Consider the following 21,477-nt stretch of genomic DNA (forward strand, 5'->3'; position numbering starts at 1 on the left):
GATATAATTGCAATTTGTAATTCTACAACTCCTAATTCGTAATTCGTTATTACATGAAACTGATCATCGTTCCTTCTCCTATCGGAAACCTTGCCGATATTACCTATCGGGCTATTAAAGTACTGGAAGAAGCAGACCTGATACTGGCTGAAGATACCCGCACCTCCAGCGTGCTGCTCCGGCACTATAACATCAATAAGCCCATTACTCCTTATCATCAGCACAACGAACATAAAATAGCACAACACCTTGTAGAACAGCTACAGGCGGGTAAATCCATGGCGCTGCTCACGGATGCCGGTACTCCTGGTGTTTCTGATCCCGGTTTCCTGCTGGTACGCGAATGTATCCGCCACGGTGTGCCGGTAGAATGCCTGCCAGGCGCCACTGCTTTCGTTCCTGCCCTGGTAAACAGCGGTATCCCTATGAACCGCTTCATCTTTGAAGGGTTCCTTCCCCTGAAAAAAGGCCGCCATACCCTCTTTACACAACTGGCCACCGAAGAAAGAGCTATCGTATTCTACGAGTCGCCCATGCGGCTGGTACGTACCCTGGAAGACCTGGTACAATACTTCGGCCCCGACCGCCAGTGCAGCGTTAGCCGCGAACTCACCAAGATGTTCGAGGAAAATAAACGAGGCACGCTCCGCGAAGTAGCCGACTATTTCAAGGAAAAAGGCGTCAAAGGAGAAATCGTGGTGGTAGTGCAGGGCGCCGAATAATTTTCTTTTCTATTGCTGACATAAGGTTGTCACCTGCCAGTTGTTGATTTGCTGTAAATTCATCGTTCATGCCCGAAAATGACATCGCAAAACTCCGGCTGCTGGCCCAGCAGATTACCCAACATCGTCTGAAATCTCCGCAGGCACTGGTTTCCCATATGGGCGCCATCCAGGCCCAGGATTATAATGCCGGCAAATATGCCGTCGGCCTGCGCGTGCCCGGCACTACCCTGAAAAGCGTGGAAAAAGCCATCAATAAAGGTGAAATCATGCGTACCTGGGTGTTCCGCGGTACCCTGCACATAGTAACGGCGACGGATATACGCTGGATGACAGCACTTGTCAAAGACCGCATTTTCCGCAGAATGAGGTCCGTAGAAAAGCCACTGGGCATTGATGAAAACAAATACCACAGCACCATATATCCCTTACTGCAAAAGGAATTGAAAGGCGGTAAGCAGTTGATGCGCACGGAAATTGCAGCCCTGCTTGAGGCACACAAAATTCCCGAAGCTTACTTACGCTACCTGCTTTTACGGGGCTCCCTGGAAGGAATCCTCTGCCACGGCCCTATGAAGGGGAAACAATATACGTTTACCCTCCTGGATGAATGGGTGCCAGATAATACCATCATCTCCCCGGATGAAATACCCGGCCTGCTGGCACAGAAATACTTTCTCAGTCATGGCCCCGCCACAGTAGCAGATTTTATGACCTGGGGAGGTATTACCCCAAAAGAAGCCCATACTGGCCTGGAAGCGGCGAAGCCGCTACTCAGCAGCATCGTGGTGAATAACACGCATTACTGGTACGCTAAAGACCTGGACAGTAGCCGTCATAAATTCCCGGAGTCCTTGCTATTACCGGCTTTCGACGAATATTACGTCGCCTATAAGGATCGCAGCCATGTGCTCGACAGCGCGCATACCCGAAAGGTGCTGACAACCAATGGCATCTTCTTTCCGATAATGGTGCAGAAAGGCCAGATTACCGGCACCTGGAAAAGGAATGTGGACAAAACAGGCGTATCTCTTGTATATCAACCTTTTAAGCCACTGAAAAAGCCCGAATTACAGTCTTTTGCCGCCTCGGCAGAAGCATACGCGGCCTATCTGCAACAACCACTCAGCAGTATCACCGTAATCTGACCGCTTATATAAACTTGTCTACCTCCCTTTGTCCTAAATGATTATTTTCGCGGTCTGAACAAAATCTAACAGCATGAAGCACCCGGTTCTCGGAGGTTGCATTGCCATTGCATTGATGGCAGGCAGCTGGTTACAATCAAATGCACAGTCGGATCGCTGGCAGCAACGCGTGAAGTACAAAATGGACGTGAATGTAGACGCGCCAGCAAATAAATTTACTGGTAAACAACATCTCGAATATTATAATAACTCTCCGGATACACTGAAAAAAGTATTCTATCACCTCTACTGGAATGCATTTCAGCCTGGTAGTATGATGGACGTTCGTTCCCGCGAACTGGGAAAAGTCGTTATCGGCAAAACCAAAGATGGTAAAGAGGTATATGATTGGGATAACCGTGTACGCGATCGTATCTCCAAGCTGAAACCTGATGAAATCGGCTACCAGAAAGTATTGTCGCTGAAGCATAACGGTAAGCCACAAAACTATAAAGTAGTAGAGACCATCCTCGAAGTGGTACTGGATGAGCCTGTTGCGCCGCATTCAACCACTACCTTCGATATGGAATTCGAAGCACAGGTGCCTGTTCAAATCCGCCGCAGCGGCCGTAACAACTCCGAAGGTGTGGACTTCTCCATGGCACAGTGGTACCCTAAAATGTGTGAATACGATTACGAAGGCTGGCATCCTACGCCTTACATCGCACGTGAATTCTACGGTGTATGGGGCGACTATGATGTTACCATCAACATGGATAAAAAATATGTAATTGCTGCTACCGGTTACCTGCAGAACCCTGAGCAAATTGGCCATGGGTACGAAACTGCCGGTATGAAAGTGAAACGTCCTGAAGGTAAAAACCTCAGCTGGCATTTCGTGGCGCCAAACGTGCACGACTTCGTTTGGGCAGCAGATCCTGATTACAGGCATATCACACAACAGGTAGACGGCTTCACCGCTCACTTCTTCTTTATTCCTAACGACACTACAAATGTTACCTGGCCTGCGCTGGCAAAACGTATTCCTAACGCTTACGCCTATATTAAAGCGCACTATGGTGCTTATCCTTACAAACAATATTCCTTTATCCAGGGCGGCGATGGCGGTATGGAATACCCAATGGCCACGCTGATCATGGGTAATGGTACTGCCACCGGACTTTACGGCGTTGCCATGCACGAGTGGATGCACAGCTGGTACCAGGGAATGCTGGCTACCAACGAAAGCCTGTATCCATGGATGGACGAAGGTTTCACTACCTTCGGTGAAGAACATGTGATCTACGCCACTACCGACAGTCTGAAAGGCAAATGGCCAATGGAAGATACCTACAAAGGTTATTTCCGCCTTGCTGCCAGCCCGTTTGAAGAAAACGCCATGACGCATTCCGATCATTACAACACCAACTACGGCTATAGCAACAACGCTTACCGCAAAGGTGCTATATTCCTGGAGCAGCTGGGTTATATCATCGGTGACCAGGTGCGCGACAGTGGCCTTATCAGCTACTATAACGAATGGCGCTTCAAACATCCGAATGCAAACGACTTCGTTCGTGTGATGGAAAAGCAAAGCGGTATTCAGCTGGATTGGTACAAGCAATATTTTATCCAGTCCACCAAACATATCGATTATGGTATCGACAGCATCATTCCTAAAGGCAATAAAACCACTGTGCGCCTGCGTCGTGTGGGACAAATGCCGATGCCGGTCGACTTCCTGGTGATTGATAAGAACGGTAACAAAACCATGTACTATATCCCGCTGACACTGATGTTTGGTGAAAAACCAAATGAAGATCCATCTGTGAAACGTGTGGTGAAAGATGGCTGGTACTGGACTAATCCAACTTACGACCTGGAAATCGATGTACCATACACGAACCTGAAATCTATAGAAATCGATCCTAGCCAGCGTATGGCTGATGTGGACAGATCAAATAACAAGGCAGTAGCAGAATAATTGTTGCTGCTGCATTTTAGAGGGCCGGCTAAAAGTTTGGGTAGTGATACCTGAATTTTTAGCCGGTTTTTTTATGGAAAAAGGGTAGCGGCTTTTTTGACACCTGCTTCCAGCATGATACGCATGTCACCAGGTACATAGTCGAGGCCGCCCGGGCCTCCATCCAGTGGCTGATCGGGCCTTATCATATGGATATTTACCTTTTGCCTGCCGGCAAAGGGATTATCCGGTGTGTCAAAAAATGAGGCGATGTCTTGTTCTTTCAGGCCGGCATTTTTCATGTTTGATTTGATGGTATGGAGATAATCCAGTGTTTGATTATATAGTATAGGAAGATGGGGCTGTGTATTGTCGGCCGCCAGCCTGTCGGCGGTATGTTCAAGCATGTCCAGTACGTTGCGGTATTCGAAGCCGGTGGTGGGCATTTGGGAGGGTGTATGGAGGATGACATAGATATCCGTGGCACCGTGGTCGATGGCCAGTTGAATAGAGGTATTGTTGATGGCGCCTGCGTCGGTGTATTGGTGTTCTCCGATGAGCATTGGCGCCATGAAAACAGGCATGCTGTAGGCCGCCATTACGGCGTTGCGGAGGGTGGAGGGGTCATTGATGGGATGCAGGTCGTAATGCTTGCCAGCGGCTTGCAGGTTATTGGTAAAGTAGGTAGTACGGCCTGTCTGCATATTATTGCAGCCGATAAACAGGCTTTTATCGGAAGAAATGAGTTTATTGGAGCGGCTGTCGGTGAGGATACTCCCGATTTTTAATTGCAGGGGAGTGGCATTATAGAGCGAATTATTATTCACAAATCTGTCAAGAATATTACCGGTGGCGATGATATCCTGGGTTTTATTGCCTGTGAATATTTTTTCGAGTATTTCCAGTTCACCCAGTACCGCCATGGTTGCGATAAGCGCGCCGGAACTGGTGCCGCAGCACATATCGAACTGTAGCACGGGATGCATACAGGAAAGTTGTTTCAGGATACCTACGGCAAAGGCGCCTCTGGAGCCGCCGCCGTTGATCACCAACGCTTTTTTGGTCATAGACTGCAATTTTCCCCCGATTACCCTTCAACACAAGCCGTAACGAAGCATGGGGTTGATTTATGGGTTTTGATACCGTATACCAGGGTAACAACATTGACTTATGGATATACGGAATCCGGAAATATGCAGATGAAGACAAAAGCGGTTGTCTAGAAAATCATTTGCTGTAGCTGGTTTTCCCAGTTCTGGCTGTGAGATTCCTGGTCCTGTAATTTTTCCAGGTGGTGCTGGTTATGGTAAGCGGTGAAATACAGCATTTCCCGTATGGTTAATTTACCCAGAATAGGGTGGGGAAGGCGGTATTTATCCAGGTCATTCTCAGACCAGTCTTTCAGCCTGTCTTCCAGCTTATTTTTCTGATTGATGAAGCTTTGGACGAGGGGGAAGCGTTGGGCATTATAGATAACGCCTGGCTGGTAAGGAATGGTAGCGGTGGCACCATCGGCTAATTTCTGCTGATAGTGGCTCACCATCATGTCGTAAGAGCGGGATGGCTGTTGGGCTAAACCGAAGTAACGAAGGGCAAATCTGGGGAATCCCAGGGCGTTACAAACAGGCCTCACTGATTTGGTGAGGTGGTCCAGCTGTTGGCCAGCCGACCATTTACCATAAGGTGATGCTGTAAAACGATGATCTGGCAACGTATTTACATAATCGATGAAACCATCGAAACTTTTGTTGAGAAGAGACTGAATCTCATGCTGGTTCAGGTACATAGGAAATCCGTTTTAAAGGGTGCGAAATAAACACAAAACCTGGCGCCTTTTTGAGAATATACCCGGGACTTTGCAATGTCTCTGAAGTTACACCAGTTTTTTAAACCAACCAACATATTTAATATTTAAATATGTAATGTTTTTTGAGGGAAAATTCACTTTTGGGGAGAATGGATGTAAAATTTCTTACTTATTTAGAATAAGAATAATGATTGGGTAGATTTCCGTTATTTTTCCTGTGTTTTTTTTACAATACAATATTAGTTATTAGTCAGGAAAGCCCTTTCTTTTGCGAATTAGAAATCGCTTAGAAAGGGCTTAAAAAACGTTAACAATGTTAATGGTTAAGGCTGCTGCGGAGGTACTTCTTCTGAAGGCTTTTCTTCGTCCCAGAAGCGGCTAAAACGCTCGAATCTTTCGGAGCCGCCACAGCGGTTACGCAGTTTTTCTTTGAATTGCGCCTGTTCTTCCGGGCTCATATGCTCCCATTTATTGCGGATTTTTGCCCGCCAGTCGCGCTGTGAATGGCCACCACCGAAGCCTTTACCATTACTATGCCAGCCAAACAGCAGCTTTCCAAGCAGCAATAAGCCAAAGGCCTGCCAGAAGCTGATAGTCGGGCCATGAAACAGTTCAGGGATTAACCAGTTCCAAAGTGTCATGGTCAGGAACACCACTGCTGTTACAAAGGCCAGTCCGCAGAGAATCATCAGTGCGATTTTCCCTTTGGATTTATTTCTGAAACTTCCCATATCTTCCAATAAGTTTAATTAATTGTCTAAAATTTCCCGATACAGTTCTCCCAATCTCTCTCGTAGAAAGAGCACAGCATAGCGTTTCCGGGAAAGCAGCGTATTCACACTGACACCTGTTTCCGCACTCATCTCTTTAAAGGACTTGCCTAATATCTCATGGCCGATAAATACATCTTTCTGATCCCGCGGCAGATCATCGATAGCGGCAGAAATGGCCTCAGACATAATCTTCTTCATCATGGGCGTGTCGGCCTCCATAGAGGTGTCGGCGAGCAATTCCGGTAAAAAGAGCACTTCTTCTCCTTCTATCTCCTTCGTGTATTCTGCAAAAGGTGTTTCTTTCTTCTTCCTGAACCAGTCCGTTATTCTGTTGCGGGCAACGGAAAATAGCCACCCGGTGATAGAATCCACCTGGCTGCCCAGGCGTAAATATTCTGTAAACTGGTAAAGTACGTCTTGTAAAATATCCTCTGCATCAGACACATTGCTTACCCGCTGACGGATAAAGTGGAGCAAGCGCTTGCTCTCCTGCTTTACCGCAGCCTGTATACGCTCGTTTTGCTCTTGGGCCATAACTGTGTTTGATAGGAGCAACTGTTTCATCTTACTATTGAAGACGAACCAGTATCCAGGATATTTTAAAATATCAACCGCTTTTCAACTTTTATCTCCATCTTCTATGGAAAAAAAAAGCAACTATTTCCAGTACAAACTTCACTATCAAATATACATCTTTGTTATATTATCTGATAACCCGCTGAATATGAGCATTTTTCAGGCAGCTATAGGTCAATTTAGATTTTTTGGGACATTACTATTAATGTTAATACAATGACACCGGCATCTTTTGTATTCAGCATACGCCTCAACGACAACATAGCTGTTCTTACATACTGCTTGATAGACTCCTCCGAAACATTCAATTGTAAAGCAGCCTCCTGGTAAGACAGCCCCTGTATCTTACAAAGCACAAAGGCTTTCTTCTTTTGCTTGGGTAACAACTCAATGGCTTCGTTTAATTTCTTCAACTTTATATTGGAAGCAAAATCCGTTTCATAAGGCGCACCTGCATCCTGGGCAGGCAGTTCCAGCAAGTCAGGATATACTGATTCATTGATTGCCTGCAGGTGTATTTCCTTCTTTAAATGCGTCATTGACTTGTTATAGCTGACCGTAAACAACCATTTGGCAATATGCCCCATATCCTGAAAACGCTGACGCTTTTCCCAGAATGCGACAAATGTTTCCTGCAGCAAATCCTCCGCTAAATATTTATCCGAAACAAACTTTTTAATGTTGGCAAATACCGCCGGATAATACCTGTTGAATATCTTCCGGAATGCCTGTGGATCATTCACTTTTAATTGTTGTAGTATTTCATTGTCCGGATCCTGCATAGCAATCGTTTGGTGCGGTGGAAAATCAGTTGGTAAAAGGGAACGTAAAATTACTCTGTCAGAAAAGAATAAAGATTGAGAAAATAATTAAGAATGCGTTAAGTATTTCGTTTATCCAGTGTTAACAATTCGTTAACATGCAAAACGTATCGTTTAGGCATACACGTGAGATTTTACTATTGTATGCAAGGAAATATCTCAAAAGAATTATTGCTTCAGATAGCGGCTTCCCATCAACATGATGCAAGGCTTAGAAAAGAAGCTCTGGAAAAGCTACTGGAAGACGAAACTGCCCTACAGCAGGAATTGTACGACTCATTCGTGCAACAGATTACTGATGATGATACCGCCGTGGACAAGGATAAAGAGAGAATTGGTGAACTGCTCCTGTTGAAAATCAATGAAGATATTAACAACACAAAAGCTACAGCTACAACCGGCAGATATAGAAAACTATTGATCAGGTATGCTGCCGCAGCGGCCATATTACTCGCTGTTATTTATGGCAGCGCCATCTATCTGCAAAAAAGTAATAACACGCCAACAGGTGCCCTGGCACAACATGATAAAAATACCATTGCTCCTTCCGCCCAACTGGATACAGTGCGCAATGACGGCAATAATATACAGGTCTTTTTATTGCCTGATAGCTCTACTGTATCTCTTTTCCCTAAATCTCAAATCATCTATAACAACAACCTTTACATGAAAAAAGACAGGGCCCTGGCGCTGTCTGGTAAAGCAATATTTGATGTACATCATCTTAGCGGTAAGCAGCTTCCATTTTTTGTAGATGCCGGCGGGATCCGCATCCTGGATGTCAGCACAGTTTTTAGCGTAGAATACACCAATGGCAAAGTCATCTCACAACTGATAAAAGGTAAAATAATTATCCAGTCCCTGACCGGCACTTTTAAAGATATAGCACTGGATCAACCACAGCAGCAATTCAATTTTGATGAACAAAAACAACAATTTCAACTGACGGATAATACCACGACAACACCAGCAACACCAGGCAGCGGCATTGTTGAATCGGATAATATGCTAGCCTTCAGCAACGTGCCTTTGCAGGAGGTGATGGAAAAAATCGGTCAGCAGCACGGATTTAAAATAAGCTGTAGCAACGCAGAGAAAATGAATCAACTATTTACAGGCACTTTCTCCAATGAAGAAAACATTCAACTGATCATGAAAAAGCTGGCCCTTTCCACTGGCATGAAATATAAAATAAAGGGAAAAACGATCACCACGAATTAGAAGAAAGAAATCAAATGAAATTGATGGGAACACTACTCCCGTCAGGATAAATATTGTCAAAAATGAACAAGAATGTACAAGGCAAAAATTAAATCACTTTGGATGGCAGTACTGCTGCTGGGATTAGGTATAATGCAGCAGTCGTTATACGCACAAAATCGTCCTGCAAACAATGTCATCCTGAAAGGGCTGGTCACCGATGTAGGAGGCAAGTATCTTCAGGATGTTGCTGTAAGCGTTTTAGATTTGAATGGAAGAGCCGTGGCAACAGGCTTTACAGACACATTGGGTGTTTTTCTTATTCAGGGCTTACGACAGGATTCAATGTACAATGTGGTTTTCTCCCTGATCGGTTATAAACCCGTGAAAGTAGAGAAAGTACTTGCTAAAAACAATGTGGCTTCGTTGTTGGTGCAATTGCCTGCCAACGAGGCTTTGCAGAAGCTGAATGAAGTAGTGGTGGTCGCATATGGTAATCAGAAAAAAGACAACATCATTCAGGCGGTTACTTCTGTTAACAAAGAAATAGTTACCGCTCCTGTTTCCAAAATTTCCAGCAGCCTGGCCGGTAAGGTAGCCGGCGTTATTGCGGTACAACGTACCGGTGAACCTGGCGCTGGTTCTACATTCTGGATAAGAGGTATCAGTACCATGACGAATGCATCTCCGCTTGTGCTGGTAGATGGTATAGAAAGAAACATGGACCTGGTAGACCCGGAAGACATAGACCAGATCTCTGTTTTGAAAGATGCTTCCGCTACTTCTATCTATGGTGTAAAAGGTGCCAACGGCGTAATTCTCATCACTACAAGAACCGGTAAACCCGGCCCTATCACCATTTCAGCAAAAGTAGAAAATGGTATTCTTACGCCCACCAAAATCCCTAAGATGATCAATGCTTCGCAGTTTGCTAATATGTACAACGAAGCAGTAGGATTTTCCTATTATCCACAGGAAGCATTGGATAAATATAAGTCTGGCAAAGACCCGGACCTATACCCCAATGTTGATTGGATAAAGACGATCTATAAAGACTATACGAATAATCAGCGCATCGTTGTGGATATCAATGGTGGTACGCAACAGGCCCGGTATTATGTTTCCGGTACGGCATACAGTGAGAAAGGTTTGTATAATATCGATAACCTGAAATCCTATAATACCGCGAATTATTACAGAAGATATACCTTCAGGTCCAATCTCGATATTCAGCTGTTTAAACATACTACGTTTAACATCAACCTGAACACTGCCTTCGAAAGAAAGAATGATCCCGGCAGCAGCAACAGCACTATCTGGGATTATGCGATACGCACATCACCCAATTCTTTTCCTACAGTTTATTCTAATGGCAAAATGCCCGGACCTGGCTCCAATCAGGGATGGAATCCCTATGCGTTGTTGACACAGTCAGGGTATGTACAGCAGTTCTGGTTCAATGGCCAGTCGCTGTTTGGTATCACGCAGGATTTAAGTCCGCTGACCAAAGGATTGAGCTTTAATATACAGGCATCTTTCGACGCACAGAATTACACAAAGAACAGCAGAACAAGGCAGGTGGATGAATGGCTGGCTACCGGAAGAGATGAGGACGGAAACCTTATCATGAACCAGAAACTTCCTGGAGAGCAGTCGTTGAAGTATGCAGAGTCCAACAACGGTATGAGAAGGTTCTATGTACTGAGTTCTATCAACTACAGCAGAACATTTGCGAAGCATCGTGTAGATGGACTTGTATTATTCCAGCAATCAGAACTTTTTAATATCGGCGTATCTACTTCCGATGATGCATTGCCTTATAAAAATCAGGGTATTGCAGGTAGATTTAACTACGCGTATAACGGTAAATATCTGGTGGAAGGCTCTTTCGGATACAATGGTTCTGAGAACTTCGCGCCAGGTCACCGGTTTGGACTTTTCCCTGCCCTGGCGCTGGGATGGCATGTATCCAATGAACAGTTTTTTACAGGATTAAAAGAGGTGGTAAGCAACCTGAAATTAAGAGGCTCCTACGGTAAAGTAGGTAGCGATAATATTGGTGGCGACCGGCGCTTTGCCTATATCGGAACGATTGGTTCCGGCACCACACAAACAGGCATGGGTACTGCTGCTTCCAATCAGAATACCATCTACATTAAAGACTGGGCAAATCCCAACGTAGGCTGGGAAACCGCTTTGAAACTGGATGTAGGGGCTGAAATGACTTTCTTCAGAAAACTCGATTTTAAATTTGATTATTTTAAAGAAAACAGAAGCGGAATATTTTTACAGCGCGCTTCTATTCCAAACTATGCCGGTGTAGTAAATTCTCCTTATGTCAATATAGGAGAGATGAGAAATTCCGGTGTTGAATTTTCCCTGCAGTACAACCAGAAAATCGGCGAAGTATCGCTGTCCGGACTGGGTAACTTTACCTTTGCACGCAACATCATCCTGAATAAAGATGAACCTACCTACGACCAGCAATATTTATACAGCACCGGTCAGGCGCGTTACCAGTCATTTGGTTATGTGGCGGCAGGTATTTTCCAGAGTCAGGCGGAGATTGATGCATGGCCTAAACAGGAAGTAGGCGCTACACCGAAACCCGGTGATATCAAATACCTGGACCTCAATGGCGATGGTGTTGTTAACTATTACGATCGTAAACCTATCGGCTATACGAATATTCCCGAAATCGTGTATGGATTTGGCATCTCTTCAAAATGGAGAAACTGGGATTTATCTTTCTTCTTCCAGGGAAATTCGCATGTAAATTTCCTGTATAATTCAGAACAGGTAGTTCCTTTCTCTAATTCCAATATGAACCAGAACGGCATATTTGCAGATGTGTACGGCAACTATTGGAAGCCTGATCATACAGATGCAAAGTATCCGCGTATCGCAGGTTCTTCCAACTCAAACAACAATGTCGCCTCTACTTTCTGGATGGCTGATGGTTCCTATCTCAGACTGAAAAATATTGAATTTGGCTATACTTTCTCTAAAGCGCTGTTAACACGCCTGCATCTCAAAAATACCAGGATTTACTTTTCAGGCGTGAATATCCTGACGATCTCCAAGTTTAAACTCTGGGACCCGGACTTACAGGTGAATGGATCTGTTTTCCCTCCCAATAAGACTTTTAGCATAGGGATCAGCACAAATATCAACTAATAGTTTAAACGATTTTGAGATGAAAATAAAGCTATATATACTTTCTTTCCTGGTGTTATCGATTTGCAGCTGTGAGAAATACCTGGACAGACAATCAGATGATGCGCTAACAGAAGCCGACTTATTCAAAACGGAGGCAAACACACTGGCCTCGCTGATGAATACCTACACTTATATGCCTTATGAGGCGGAAACCAATGGGATGAACCACCCATTTAATATTTCCTCAGATGAAGGCTCCAGTGCTTACCCGTCGAGGGGCTTTGCATATATCAATCAGGATCTGTGGACAACCTCTGCAAATAATTATTACGATCAGACGTATACACCGTCCTATAAAGGCATCCGGGCAGCCAATTATTTTATGTTGCATGTAAATGAATCACCTATTACGGATGATCAGAAGAAAATTTACTACAATGAAGCCAGGTTCCTGAGAGCATACTATTATTTTCTTTTAATGAGATCCTACGGCCCGGTAATTCTGATAGGCAATAATCCGGTAGACTTTACCTCCGATAACCTTTCTAAGGTTGACAGAGCGCCATGGGATTCCTGTCTGAACTATGTTGTTTCAGAACTGGATGCTGTTGCTGGAAATCTTCCTGACAACTGGGGTGCAAGTTTTTCCGGCAGAGCCACCAAAGGTGCTGCCATGGCTGTAAAAGCCCGACTGATGTTATATGCGGCAAGGCCCTTGTTTAACGGTTGTAAATTATATAGCAGTATGACCAATAAATTCGGTCAGCATCTTTTTCCTGCGGCACCGGATATGAATAAATGGCAGGAGGCAGCCGCTGCAAGCAAAGCTATCATTGATCTGAACAAGTACAAACTGGTAGGACAGGATGAATCGGCTGCTAATAACTATAACGCATATACGTATTTAAAGAATCTGTTCCTTACCAGAACAGTGAGCAATAGCGAGTTTATTTTTACGGAAGAAGTATCTGCCTATGGAGAACGCAGAAACACTGTACCACAAACGGCTGGCGGCTATGGTGGAGTAGGCGCTACACAAAAAATGGTAGACGGTTTTGCCATGAGTAACGGCAGATATCCGATTACGGGCTATACCAATAATGGCGCTACTCCCATCATTGATAAGAGCTCCGGGTATACTGAAACAGGCTTCACCACTATAACGCACCCGGTTTTAGGAAAAGCGGTGAATGTTTCCACCATGTATCAGAACAGGGACCCCAGATTTTATATGGATATCTTCTGGAGCGGGCTTCCATGGATAGATGCCGGCGGAGCCAGAACCATCGCTGAAGTACAGTATAACCTGAATGGTAACTCCGGCCCGGGAACAAGTAATAACTATCCGCCTACGGGATACACACCTTTTAAATTCATTGACCTGTCTATCAAATATGGAATAGATGACTGGGGAACTTTATCTTATCCGCTTTTCAGGTATGCAGAAGTTTTGCTCAACTATGTAGAGGCATTGAATGAATATGATCCGAACAACGCGGATATCATTACCTACCTCAATCTTATCCGCAGGAGAGCAGGCATACCAGGGATAGAAGTCGCCTATCCTGAAGCAGTAGGTAACCAGGTACTGATGCGGGAGCTTATCCGCAAGGAACGCTTTGTAGAGTTATGCTTCGAAAATCAGCGCTATTTTGATACCAGGACCTGGATGACTGCACCTGTTGAAAACAGTGGCCCTGTCTACGGCCTCAATGTCTGGAATACGGATGACAAAGTAAACGGCCCCTACTGGCAGCGTACTGTAGTTAAGCTGGAAGCCGGATTTAACGGCGTGAGAGTGTTTACTCCAAGATGCTACCTGTTCCCATTCAAAGACTATGAGATTGTAACAGCCAGGCTGACACAAAACTATGGCTGGTGATCTTTCTAAATAAAATACTATGAGCAAGAAACTAAAATATATTCTATTTCTCGTTATACTCACTATTGGTGCGGCTTGTGAAAAGTCGCACATAGATGATTACATCCCGCCGGCAGTGGTGAACCTGACGAAATTCGGCATAGAGAATATTCAGCTGTATACTTTTGATAGTTTGTATGTAGATACCATATATGCGACCAATGCGGGTAAGGATATCGCAGGAAATACAGATATTTCATTTGCACCGGATGCTTCGTATGTAGATAGTCTGAACCTCGCTGCTGGCGCTACTTACGCCTTGCTGCCGGAACAGTGCTACTCGCTGGATGTTAACAACGGCACTATCAATAGCGCCAACAGAACCCTGACATTCCCCGTGAAGCTCAGGCCCCGTTTGATAGATGCGTTAGATAAAAAAGTGAGTTATGTTTTGCCGCTGAAGATTGTCAGCAAATTACCTGGTCAGTTAGGTCCCAATAAACGGATCGTTATCCAGCCGGTAATCGGGCAGGCATTTATCAATTTAAGCGATACCGGCGTAACGGAGATCGTGGCCAGTACTGCCGGCGATTCTATCAAATATGCGTTACAGGTAAATATCAGTTTCGTTAATTCCCAGGATAAGAGTCATTTTTCCATCAGCAGCGGCGCGCCGGTATTAACGATGTATAATACAGCCAGAAATACAATGCTGCAAGCCCTTCCTGAAGACGCTTACAAATTGAGTTACGATTCAGTAATGCCGAAGGGCGCATCTGCGGCAACCTTAAATTTTGTTATCAATAAAAGTAAAATGCCTAAAGGCGTTTATTCGGTGGCGCTGAAGCTTAATTCCGGCAGTTTCGGAGACGGTCAGATATTCCCGCAGTATAGTTCGTATAAGGTGATACGTATCATCAATAATACGGATACGGCCAGGAATGCCCGTACAGGCTGGGCTATCACGGATTATGATTCCTATTCAGGCGCGGGTTACGAGCCGGTTAAGATCATGGATAATGATTTTAATACTTACTGGCAGTGTGCATATAATTCCAGCCAGGTAGGAAGAGTGACCTTACCATATACGATTGTGGTGGATATGGGCAAGCTGACGAATGTCAATGGTTTTGAGCTGTGGCGCCGGCCAGGCACCTATGTGACCGATCTGAGAGGCGGCTATTTTGAGGTGTCGGCAGATAACGTTAACTGGAAAACAGCTACTGCGTTTGATTGCGGCACTACCAACAAATCTGCCGGACCGTTTTATTTTTATTGTGAAACAACCAATGCCAGGTATATCAGGATACACCTGACTTCTTCCAATAGGTCCAATATTGCCAATATTGCAGAATTTTTTACTGTGAAGTAGGAAGATAAACCGGGTATAAATAAGAAACCGGTTGGTAGATATGGGATCTGCCAACCGGTTTTCATTTGGGAAGCTGCTGGTTTAGCTCTTCACCATGATAATATATTTCTCTTTGAAGCTTTCTTCCGGGAAGATGTCATAGATATCTATCTTTTTTGGTCTCAGGCCACTTTCAGAGATTTCCTGGGCGAGGTCGCCGCCTTTCAGGCATATCAGTCCTTTTTCGAACTGTTTGCCGGGAACAGTGGACTTCTTCATAATATTCCTGCTCCAGCGCCATAAGTCGCCCAGCGGGGCTACGGCGCGGGAAACCACGATATCGAATTTGCGGTTCTTGATTTCTTCAACACGGGAATGGGCAGTGGTAACGTTTTTAAGTCCCAGTTCAGCGGCCACACCTTCTACCACCTTGATCTTTTTACCGATGGAGTCTACCAGGTGGAATTGTACTTCAGGAAAGAATATTGCCAGCGGAATACCAGGAAAGCCGCCGCCGGTACCGAGATCGATGATCTGGGTGCCAGGTGCAAAATCAGCCACGGCTGCAATACTCAGTGAATGTAATACATGTCGCTCGTATAAGGAATCGATGTCTTTTCTTGAAATGACATTGATTTTCTCATTCCATTCGGTATACAATCCTTTAAGCGCTTCAAACTGCTCAGTTTGTTTTGGCGTGAAGTCGCTGAAATACTTTAAAATAATCTCCATGCTGCAAAAATAAACTTATTCGGCAATGAATAAGCTTACCAACGGTTTTTGGATTTTATAAGTAAAGCAGGTGTAAAGATGATATAATAGAATAACATGAAGATATCCAGGAAGAGGCTGAATTTGAACAGGTCTCTCTCATCCAGTTTGCGCATGGCGGCAAACATAATAACAGATTGTACCAGCAGCTTAAACCCGAATATACCCAGGGCATACCACAAAATTGGTGGCGGGAAGAATAAGGCCAGGATAAAGGCCGGATAGAAAAGGAAATGCGTCATGGAAAACAGTCCCAATACGAACTTATGGGCAAAACGGTAATGTTTGCCGGTCGTCATGTGACGGGTTTTCTGGCGGAACCAGCTGCTCCAGCTGCTTTTGGCTTCTGAGTAGGTAAAGGCTTTTTTGTCGATTACCACGCCCACGTTTTTACGGTTGGCGGCTGTATTCACAAACAGGTCGTCGTCGCCGCCAGCGAGGTGCTGGTGACTGGTAAACCCTTTATGACGGTAGAAAAGTTCTTTTTTATAGGCAAGATTACGGCCCACGCCCATATAAGGCATGCCGCTCATCGCAAAGCCCAGGTGCTGTAAGGCACTGAAGAAAGTTTCGTAGCGGATCACTTTATTGAGGAAGCCCGGCTTTTTATTATAGGCGCCATAGCCCAGTACGATCTCCTTGTTTTCCGTGAAGCCCTGGCTCATCAGCGACAGCCAGTAGGTACTCCCTGGTTTACAGTCGGCATCGGTGAGCAGGATATTTTCAAAAGCTGCCCCACGGAGCCCCATAGATAATGGGAACTTCTTGCCGGGAATGAACTTCGCCGGCTGTTTGATCTCTATGGTTCTGTAATGTGGATAACCCGGTTCTATTGACTGGAGATAGTAACGGCTGTCGTCTTCGGAGTTGTCATTTACCACAATCACCTCATATTCAGGCTTCAGGTGGTCATGATAACGTTGTTGCAATACGCCTGGGAGGTTTCGCTGAAGGTTCAGCTCCTCGTCCTTGGCACAGATAATAACCGAAAACTGCCCCGCCGGTGGCTGGTCAGTGTCGAATTTCCGACGATAGAATGCCACCCTTGAAAAGATGAACAGGTAATAGCATATCTGAATTCCTGCTATAGCAGCAAAGAAGTATAAGGCAATTTCACCAAGGTTGTCAAGCATAATAGCAGCAAAAATATATTTTTTTTAATATCTGTAAAAAGATAATAGATTAAGTTATCCCCAACTATTATGATTTCCTTAATTCGCAATTCGGATTTCAAATCGGTATCTTTGCACGCTGAAATGAAATCTCGTGAATTTTGAACTGATTACTACAGATACTGGCAGCAAGGCCAGAGCAGGTAAAATTACTACTGCACACGGAGAAATAGAAACACCGATTTTTATGCCGGTAGGTACCGTAGGCAGCGTGAAAGCCGTTACACAGGAACAACTCCGCGAAGCCGTTCAGGCACAGATTATCCTGGGTAATACTTATCATCTGTACCTGCGTCCGGGATTGGAAGTACTTTCCAAAGCCGGCGGACTTCATAAATTCAATGGTTGGGACAGACCAATCCTGACCGATAGCGGCGGTTACCAGGTGTTTTCCCTGGCTGCCAACCGTAAAATCAAGGAAGAAGGAGTTGTTTTTCAATCACATATAGACGGTTCCCGTCACCTGTTTACGCCTGAAAATGTAATGGATATCCAGCGTACCATCGGTGCGGATATTATTATGGCCTTCGACGAATGTCCGCCATACCCTTCCGAATACCGCTACGCACGTAAGTCGATGGACTTAACCCATCGCTGGCTGGACCGCTGTATCCAGCGCCTGGCAGATACCATGCCTGCATACGGCCACGAACAAACGCTCTTCCCTATCGTACAGGGTAGTACCTATAAAGACCTCCGTAAAGCATCGGCTGAATACATCGCCTCCCGCGGTGCAGCTGGTAATGCCATCGGCGGACTCAGCGTTGGGGAGCCGGAAGAAGATATGTACGAAATGTGTGAACTCGTATGCGATATCCTGCCGGTAGAGAAACCAAGGTACCTGATGGGTGTTGGTACCCCATGGAATATCCTGGAAAATATTTCCCTCGGTGTGGATATGTTCGACTGTGTAATGCCAACCCGTAATGGTCGTAACGGTATGTTATTTACCTGGAATGGCGTTATCAACATCAGAAATAAGAAATGGGCAGATGATTTCACGCCAATCGATGCCAACAGCGAATGTTTTGCTACCAAAGACTATTCAAAAGCCTATATCCGTCACCTTTTTGTGGCCGGTGAAATTTTAGGCATGACACTGGCTAGTATTCATAACCTGGCGTTTTACCTGGAACTGGTGAAAGAAGCCCGTAAACAAATACTTGCAGGCACTTTCAGCACATGGAAACCTAAAATGATCAGTCAGTTAAAAACCCGTTTATAATACCAGCAAATCAACAAATAATCCAATAAACTAATATCTTTGGGTTCATGCCGAAATTCCTGACTAAAATAGACTGGTATATATTACGTAAGCTGATAGGTACCTTTATTTATTCACTGGCGATCTTCCTGCTGATCTCCGTGGTGATCGACATTACGGAGAAGGTAGATGATTTCATGAGAAATCACCTGTCGCTACGGGAAATTGTTGTTGATTATTACTTCGGTTTTATTCCGCATATCCTGGCATTGTTGTTCCCGCTGTTCATCTTCCTGTCGGTAATTTTCTTTACCTCCAAGATGGCGTATCGCTCGGAAATCATTGCCATACTGAGTGCCGGTGTGAGCTTCCGCAGGTTCCTGCGCCCTTACTGGGTAGGAGCTTTCCTGTTTGGTGGCATCCTCTGGCTGGCCAACTTCTGGGTAGTACCTAATGCCAACCGTATCAGAACAGCCTTCGAAAATAAGTACCTGCACAGCCATGATAACCAGAACTCACAGTTCGACCGAAGTACCCGTATCGATAGCTTTACCTACGTTACCTTTGGTACCTACGACCCGAACTACTATAATGGCTCCACTTTCATATTACAGAAAATCCATGGCCAGGAAATCAATTACCGGCTGCGTGCAGACAGGGTTAGTTACGATTCTACCGCCAAAAAATGGCGGCTGGACTATGTAACCATCCGTACCATGAATGGCCTGCATGAAAACTGGAGGAGTCTGCAGGATACCATGATCCAGATTCCGCTGGTTCCTAAGGACCTGGTAGAAGAAAAGAACATGCATGAAGCAATGACTACGCCTGAGCTGCGCCGCTATATCAAGCGGGAAGCCATTCGCGGGGCAGAGGGGCTGAATACTTACTGGGTGGAGTATTATCGCCGTACCGCCGCCGCCGCCGCCGTGGTGATCCTGACGCTCATCGGAGGTATTATTGCTGCCAAGAAAGTACGTGGTGGTAGTGGTTTGCACCTCGCGCTGGGTATTGTAATCAGTGCCAGTTATATTATTGCCTTGCAGTTTGCCACGGTGTTTTCCGTAAAAGCCGACCTGGACCCGCTGGTAGCAGTGTGGATACCGAATTTTGCATTCGGTGGACTGGCCTTGTGGCTTTACAAGCGGGCACCTAAATGATGACTTGTATTTTTACAACATATTCTTCTTTTTTAAAATGGGCCTCTTCAACAGAGGCCCATTTTTTTTAATATTTTTTAGAGAGATGATGATCATCTGCCTGACATATACCAACAGATGGCAGGTATCTGCCTAACCTGGTTTTATAATAAAAGCCAGCTGATTCCGGTTATTTACACAGATCATTCCAACTGTTAAAAACGCAATAAATAATACTGATTCTTTCAATATTTTCAATTCATTCTGAAAAAATTTACAATTCTTTAAAATTTAAAACAGTAGTTTTATTTAGATGATATAATTGTTTGAATTGTAGTTATTTATACGTAATTTTTAACATGGAAGTCATGGCCGGTTTGCGCACTTTTTTGTTGTTAATTTGCCATTAATAATGCCAAAAGGGTACTAACTTCGTTAACAAATCATTACTTTTGACAATTGATCGATTTTGTCTCATTATATAAACAATAGCAGTAAAATGGGGAACATAAAAGAAAAGTTTAAGGTTAAGGCGGATGAACTGAACGCTGAAGTAAAAGACCTGTTGAAGAACCATGGCAACACAAAAGTGGGCGATGTTACAGTAGCACAGGTTTACCAGGGTATGCGTGGTATTACCGGACTGGTTACTGAAACCTCTCTCCTCGACGCGAATGAGGGTATTCGTTTCCGTGGATATTCCATCCCGGAACTGAGAGAAAAATTACCAAAAGTGAAAGGTGGCCAGGAGCCATTACCAGAAGGTTTATTTTACCTGATGCTGATAGGCGAATTGCCTACAGAAGAGGATGTACAGGATTTATCAGCTACGCTGGGTCGTCGTTCCCATGTGCCTAACCACGTGTTTGACGCCATCGAAGCTTTACCTATATCTACACACCCAATGACCATGTTTACCGTTGGTATCATGGCACTGCAAACAGAATCTTCTTTCGCTAAAGCATACGGAGAAGGTATCAATAAAAAAGATTACTGGAGCTATACATTTGAAGATACACTGAACCTGATCGCACGTCTGCCACGTATTGCTGCATATATCTATCGCCGCAAATACAAGAATAACGATCATATTCAGCCAAACGGTATGCTGGACTGGGCTGGTAACTTCGCACACATGCTGGGTTACTCAGACGAGGCTTTCCGTGAACTGATGCGTTTGTACATGGTAATCCACGCGGACCACGAAGGTGGTAACGTAAGTGCACACACCACTCACCTGGTAGGTTCTGCACTGAGCGATGCCTACCTGTCTTTCGCAGCGGGTATGAACGGTCTGGCAGGTCCTTTACACGGCCTGGCTAACCAGGAAGTGATCAAATGGATCCTGGATATGCGCGAAGAACTGGGTGGTGGTATGCCAACCAAAGAAGAAATCGCTGCATATGTTCGCAAAACATTATCAGAAGGTAAAGTGGTGCCAGGTTACGGTCACGCCGTACTGCGTAAAACTGACCCTCGCTTCACCGCTCAGATGGAGTTTGCAAAAACTCACCTGCCTAACGATGAACTCGTGAAAATCGTTTGGATGGTATACGAAACTGTACCTCCAATCCTGCAGGACCTGGGCAAAGTGAAAAACCCTTGGCCTAACGTAGATGCGCATTCCGGAGCTTTACTGCTTCACTATGGCATGGCAGAATACGAATTCTACACCGTGCTGTTTGGCGTTTCACGTGCACTCGGCGTACTGGCTTCTCTCTGCTGGGATCGCGCACTGGGCCTGTCTATCGAAAGACCTAAATCCGTTACAACTGAATGGATGAAACTCTTCGTAGAAGGAAAAGTAGATGATGCTGAATAATTAAGTGTA

17 protein-coding genes are annotated in these 21,477 nt (G+C 44.9%); 10 read left to right on the forward strand and 7 right to left on the reverse strand.

Going from position 1 to position 21,477, the window contains the following annotated elements; genetic code table 11:
- Positions 1 to 53: 53 nt before the first annotated feature.
- The 3 genes from rsmI (at position 54) to F3J22_RS07170 (ending at position 3,833) form a co-directional block, all read left to right on the forward strand.
- Positions 54 to 722 carry a 16S rRNA (cytidine(1402)-2'-O)-methyltransferase gene (gene rsmI / locus F3J22_RS07160; protein WP_167015688.1) on the forward strand — a complete coding sequence of 223 codons (669 nt, stop codon included), beginning with the start codon at positions 54 to 56 and terminating at the stop codon, positions 720 to 722.
- Positions 723 to 790: 68 nt separating this feature from the next.
- Complete coding sequence (locus F3J22_RS07165) at positions 791 to 1,870, forward strand: winged helix DNA-binding domain-containing protein (RefSeq protein WP_167015690.1); 1,080 nt, start codon at positions 791 to 793, stop codon at positions 1,868 to 1,870.
- A 73-nt stretch (positions 1,871 to 1,943) separates the two neighbouring features.
- Positions 1,944 to 3,833, forward strand: a complete 1,890-nt coding sequence (locus F3J22_RS07170) for a M1 family metallopeptidase (RefSeq protein WP_167015692.1) — start codon at positions 1,944 to 1,946, stop codon at positions 3,831 to 3,833.
- A gap of 71 nt (positions 3,834 to 3,904) precedes the next feature.
- On the opposite strand, the gene F3J22_RS07175 is transcribed toward F3J22_RS07170, so the two are convergent.
- The 5 genes from F3J22_RS07175 to F3J22_RS07195 all read right to left on the reverse strand — a co-directional run bounded on the left by F3J22_RS07175 (position 3,905) and on the right by F3J22_RS07195 (position 7,750).
- Complete coding sequence (locus F3J22_RS07175) at positions 3,905 to 4,879, reverse strand: patatin-like phospholipase family protein (protein ID WP_167015694.1); 975 nt, start codon at positions 4,877 to 4,879, stop codon at positions 3,905 to 3,907.
- Between the two features lie 152 nt (positions 4,880 to 5,031).
- Entirely contained in the window at positions 5,032 to 5,598 is a 567-nt protein-coding gene (locus F3J22_RS07180) for a DinB family protein (protein ID WP_167015696.1), read from the reverse strand.
- 344 nt (positions 5,599 to 5,942) lie between these two features.
- A complete protein-coding gene (locus F3J22_RS07185; protein ID WP_205195156.1) occupies positions 5,943 to 6,350 on the reverse strand; it encodes a hypothetical protein in 408 nt (135 codons plus the stop codon).
- Between the two features lie 18 nt (positions 6,351 to 6,368).
- Positions 6,369 to 6,926 carry an RNA polymerase sigma factor gene (locus F3J22_RS07190; protein ID WP_167015698.1) on the reverse strand — a complete coding sequence of 186 codons (558 nt, stop codon included), beginning with the start codon at positions 6,924 to 6,926 and terminating at the stop codon, positions 6,369 to 6,371.
- A 221-nt stretch (positions 6,927 to 7,147) separates the two neighbouring features.
- Positions 7,148 to 7,750, reverse strand: coding sequence for an RNA polymerase sigma factor (locus tag F3J22_RS07195; RefSeq protein ID WP_167015700.1), 603 nt, complete (start codon positions 7,748 to 7,750; stop codon positions 7,148 to 7,150).
- A gap of 183 nt (positions 7,751 to 7,933) precedes the next feature.
- Between F3J22_RS07195 and F3J22_RS07200 the strand changes: the two genes are divergently transcribed.
- The 4 genes from F3J22_RS07200 (at position 7,934) to F3J22_RS07215 (ending at position 15,381) form a co-directional block, all read left to right on the forward strand.
- Positions 7,934 to 9,010 carry a FecR family protein gene (locus F3J22_RS07200; RefSeq protein ID WP_167015701.1) on the forward strand — a complete coding sequence of 359 codons (1,077 nt, stop codon included), beginning with the start codon at positions 7,934 to 7,936 and terminating at the stop codon, positions 9,008 to 9,010.
- 102 nt (positions 9,011 to 9,112) lie between these two features.
- Positions 9,113 to 12,166, forward strand: coding sequence for a SusC/RagA family TonB-linked outer membrane protein (locus F3J22_RS07205; protein ID WP_167015702.1), 3,054 nt, complete (start codon positions 9,113 to 9,115; stop codon positions 12,164 to 12,166).
- A gap of 19 nt (positions 12,167 to 12,185) precedes the next feature.
- A complete protein-coding gene (locus F3J22_RS07210; RefSeq protein ID WP_167015704.1) occupies positions 12,186 to 14,030 on the forward strand; it encodes a RagB/SusD family nutrient uptake outer membrane protein in 1,845 nt (614 codons plus the stop codon).
- Positions 14,031 to 14,049: 19 nt separating this feature from the next.
- Positions 14,050 to 15,381, forward strand: a complete 1,332-nt coding sequence (locus F3J22_RS07215; RefSeq protein WP_167015706.1) for a BT_3987 domain-containing protein — start codon at positions 14,050 to 14,052, stop codon at positions 15,379 to 15,381.
- Between the two features lie 81 nt (positions 15,382 to 15,462).
- Here the strand turns inward: F3J22_RS07215 and rsmG are convergent, their stop codons facing one another.
- Both rsmG and F3J22_RS07225 read right to left on the reverse strand, forming a co-directional pair.
- Positions 15,463 to 16,092, reverse strand: coding sequence for a 16S rRNA (guanine(527)-N(7))-methyltransferase RsmG (gene rsmG / locus F3J22_RS07220; protein WP_167015708.1), 630 nt, complete (start codon positions 16,090 to 16,092; stop codon positions 15,463 to 15,465).
- Between the two features lie 35 nt (positions 16,093 to 16,127).
- The gene (locus F3J22_RS07225) at positions 16,128 to 17,264 is read right to left on the reverse strand and encodes a glycosyltransferase (RefSeq protein WP_167015710.1); all 1,137 of its coding nucleotides are present in this window, start codon (positions 17,262 to 17,264) and stop codon (positions 16,128 to 16,130) included.
- Between the two features lie 133 nt (positions 17,265 to 17,397).
- Here F3J22_RS07225 and tgt point away from each other — a divergent pair, with 133 nt between their 5' ends.
- From tgt to F3J22_RS07240, 3 genes are all read left to right on the forward strand, one after another.
- Entirely contained in the window at positions 17,398 to 18,528 is a 1,131-nt protein-coding gene (gene tgt / locus F3J22_RS07230) for a tRNA guanosine(34) transglycosylase Tgt (protein WP_167015712.1), read from the forward strand.
- 47 nt (positions 18,529 to 18,575) lie between these two features.
- Positions 18,576 to 19,667: an LptF/LptG family permease gene (locus tag F3J22_RS07235; protein WP_167015714.1), complete on the forward strand. Its 1,092-nt coding sequence runs from the start codon at positions 18,576 to 18,578 to the stop codon at positions 19,665 to 19,667.
- A gap of 478 nt (positions 19,668 to 20,145) precedes the next feature.
- Entirely contained in the window at positions 20,146 to 21,468 is a 1,323-nt protein-coding gene (locus tag F3J22_RS07240; protein ID WP_167015717.1) for a citrate (Si)-synthase, eukaryotic, read from the forward strand.
- The last annotated feature ends 9 nt before the right edge of the window (positions 21,469 to 21,477 follow it).

Origin of the sequence: Chitinophaga sp. Cy-1792, assembly GCF_011752935.1 — a bacterium.
GTDB lineage: Bacteria > Bacteroidota > Bacteroidia > Chitinophagales > Chitinophagaceae > Chitinophaga.

What these genes read in the sequence shown, in the direction of transcription:
- rsmI (WP_167015688.1), top strand. Translation starts at nt 54, where the DNA reads ATGAAACTGATCATCGTTCCTTCTCCTATCGGAAACCTTGCCGATATT.
- F3J22_RS07165 (WP_167015690.1), top strand. Translation starts at nt 791, where the DNA reads ATGCCCGAAAATGACATCGCAAAACTCCGGCTGCTGGCCCAGCAGATT.
- F3J22_RS07170 (WP_167015692.1), top strand. Translation starts at nt 1,944, where the DNA reads ATGAAGCACCCGGTTCTCGGAGGTTGCATTGCCATTGCATTGATGGCA.
- F3J22_RS07175 (WP_167015694.1), bottom strand. Translation starts at nt 4,879, where the DNA reads ATGACCAAAAAAGCGTTGGTGATCAACGGCGGCGGCTCCAGAGGCGCC.
- F3J22_RS07180 (WP_167015696.1), bottom strand. Translation starts at nt 5,598, where the DNA reads ATGTACCTGAACCAGCATGAGATTCAGTCTCTTCTCAACAAAAGTTTC.
- F3J22_RS07185 (WP_205195156.1), bottom strand. Translation starts at nt 6,350, where the DNA reads ATGGGAAGTTTCAGAAATAAATCCAAAGGGAAAATCGCACTGATGATT.
- F3J22_RS07190 (WP_167015698.1), bottom strand. Translation starts at nt 6,926, where the DNA reads ATGGCCCAAGAGCAAAACGAGCGTATACAGGCTGCGGTAAAGCAGGAG.
- F3J22_RS07195 (WP_167015700.1), bottom strand. Translation starts at nt 7,750, where the DNA reads ATGCAGGATCCGGACAATGAAATACTACAACAATTAAAAGTGAATGAT.
- F3J22_RS07200 (WP_167015701.1), top strand. Translation starts at nt 7,934, where the DNA reads ATGCAAGGAAATATCTCAAAAGAATTATTGCTTCAGATAGCGGCTTCC.
- F3J22_RS07205 (WP_167015702.1), top strand. Translation starts at nt 9,113, where the DNA reads ATGGCAGTACTGCTGCTGGGATTAGGTATAATGCAGCAGTCGTTATAC.
- F3J22_RS07210 (WP_167015704.1), top strand. Translation starts at nt 12,186, where the DNA reads ATGAAAATAAAGCTATATATACTTTCTTTCCTGGTGTTATCGATTTGC.
- F3J22_RS07215 (WP_167015706.1), top strand. Translation starts at nt 14,050, where the DNA reads ATGAGCAAGAAACTAAAATATATTCTATTTCTCGTTATACTCACTATT.
- rsmG (WP_167015708.1), bottom strand. Translation starts at nt 16,092, where the DNA reads ATGGAGATTATTTTAAAGTATTTCAGCGACTTCACGCCAAAACAAACT.
- F3J22_RS07225 (WP_167015710.1), bottom strand. Translation starts at nt 17,264, where the DNA reads ATGCTTGACAACCTTGGTGAAATTGCCTTATACTTCTTTGCTGCTATA.
- F3J22_RS07235 (WP_167015714.1), top strand. Translation starts at nt 18,576, where the DNA reads ATGCCGAAATTCCTGACTAAAATAGACTGGTATATATTACGTAAGCTG.
- F3J22_RS07240 (WP_167015717.1), top strand. Translation starts at nt 20,146, where the DNA reads ATGGGGAACATAAAAGAAAAGTTTAAGGTTAAGGCGGATGAACTGAAC.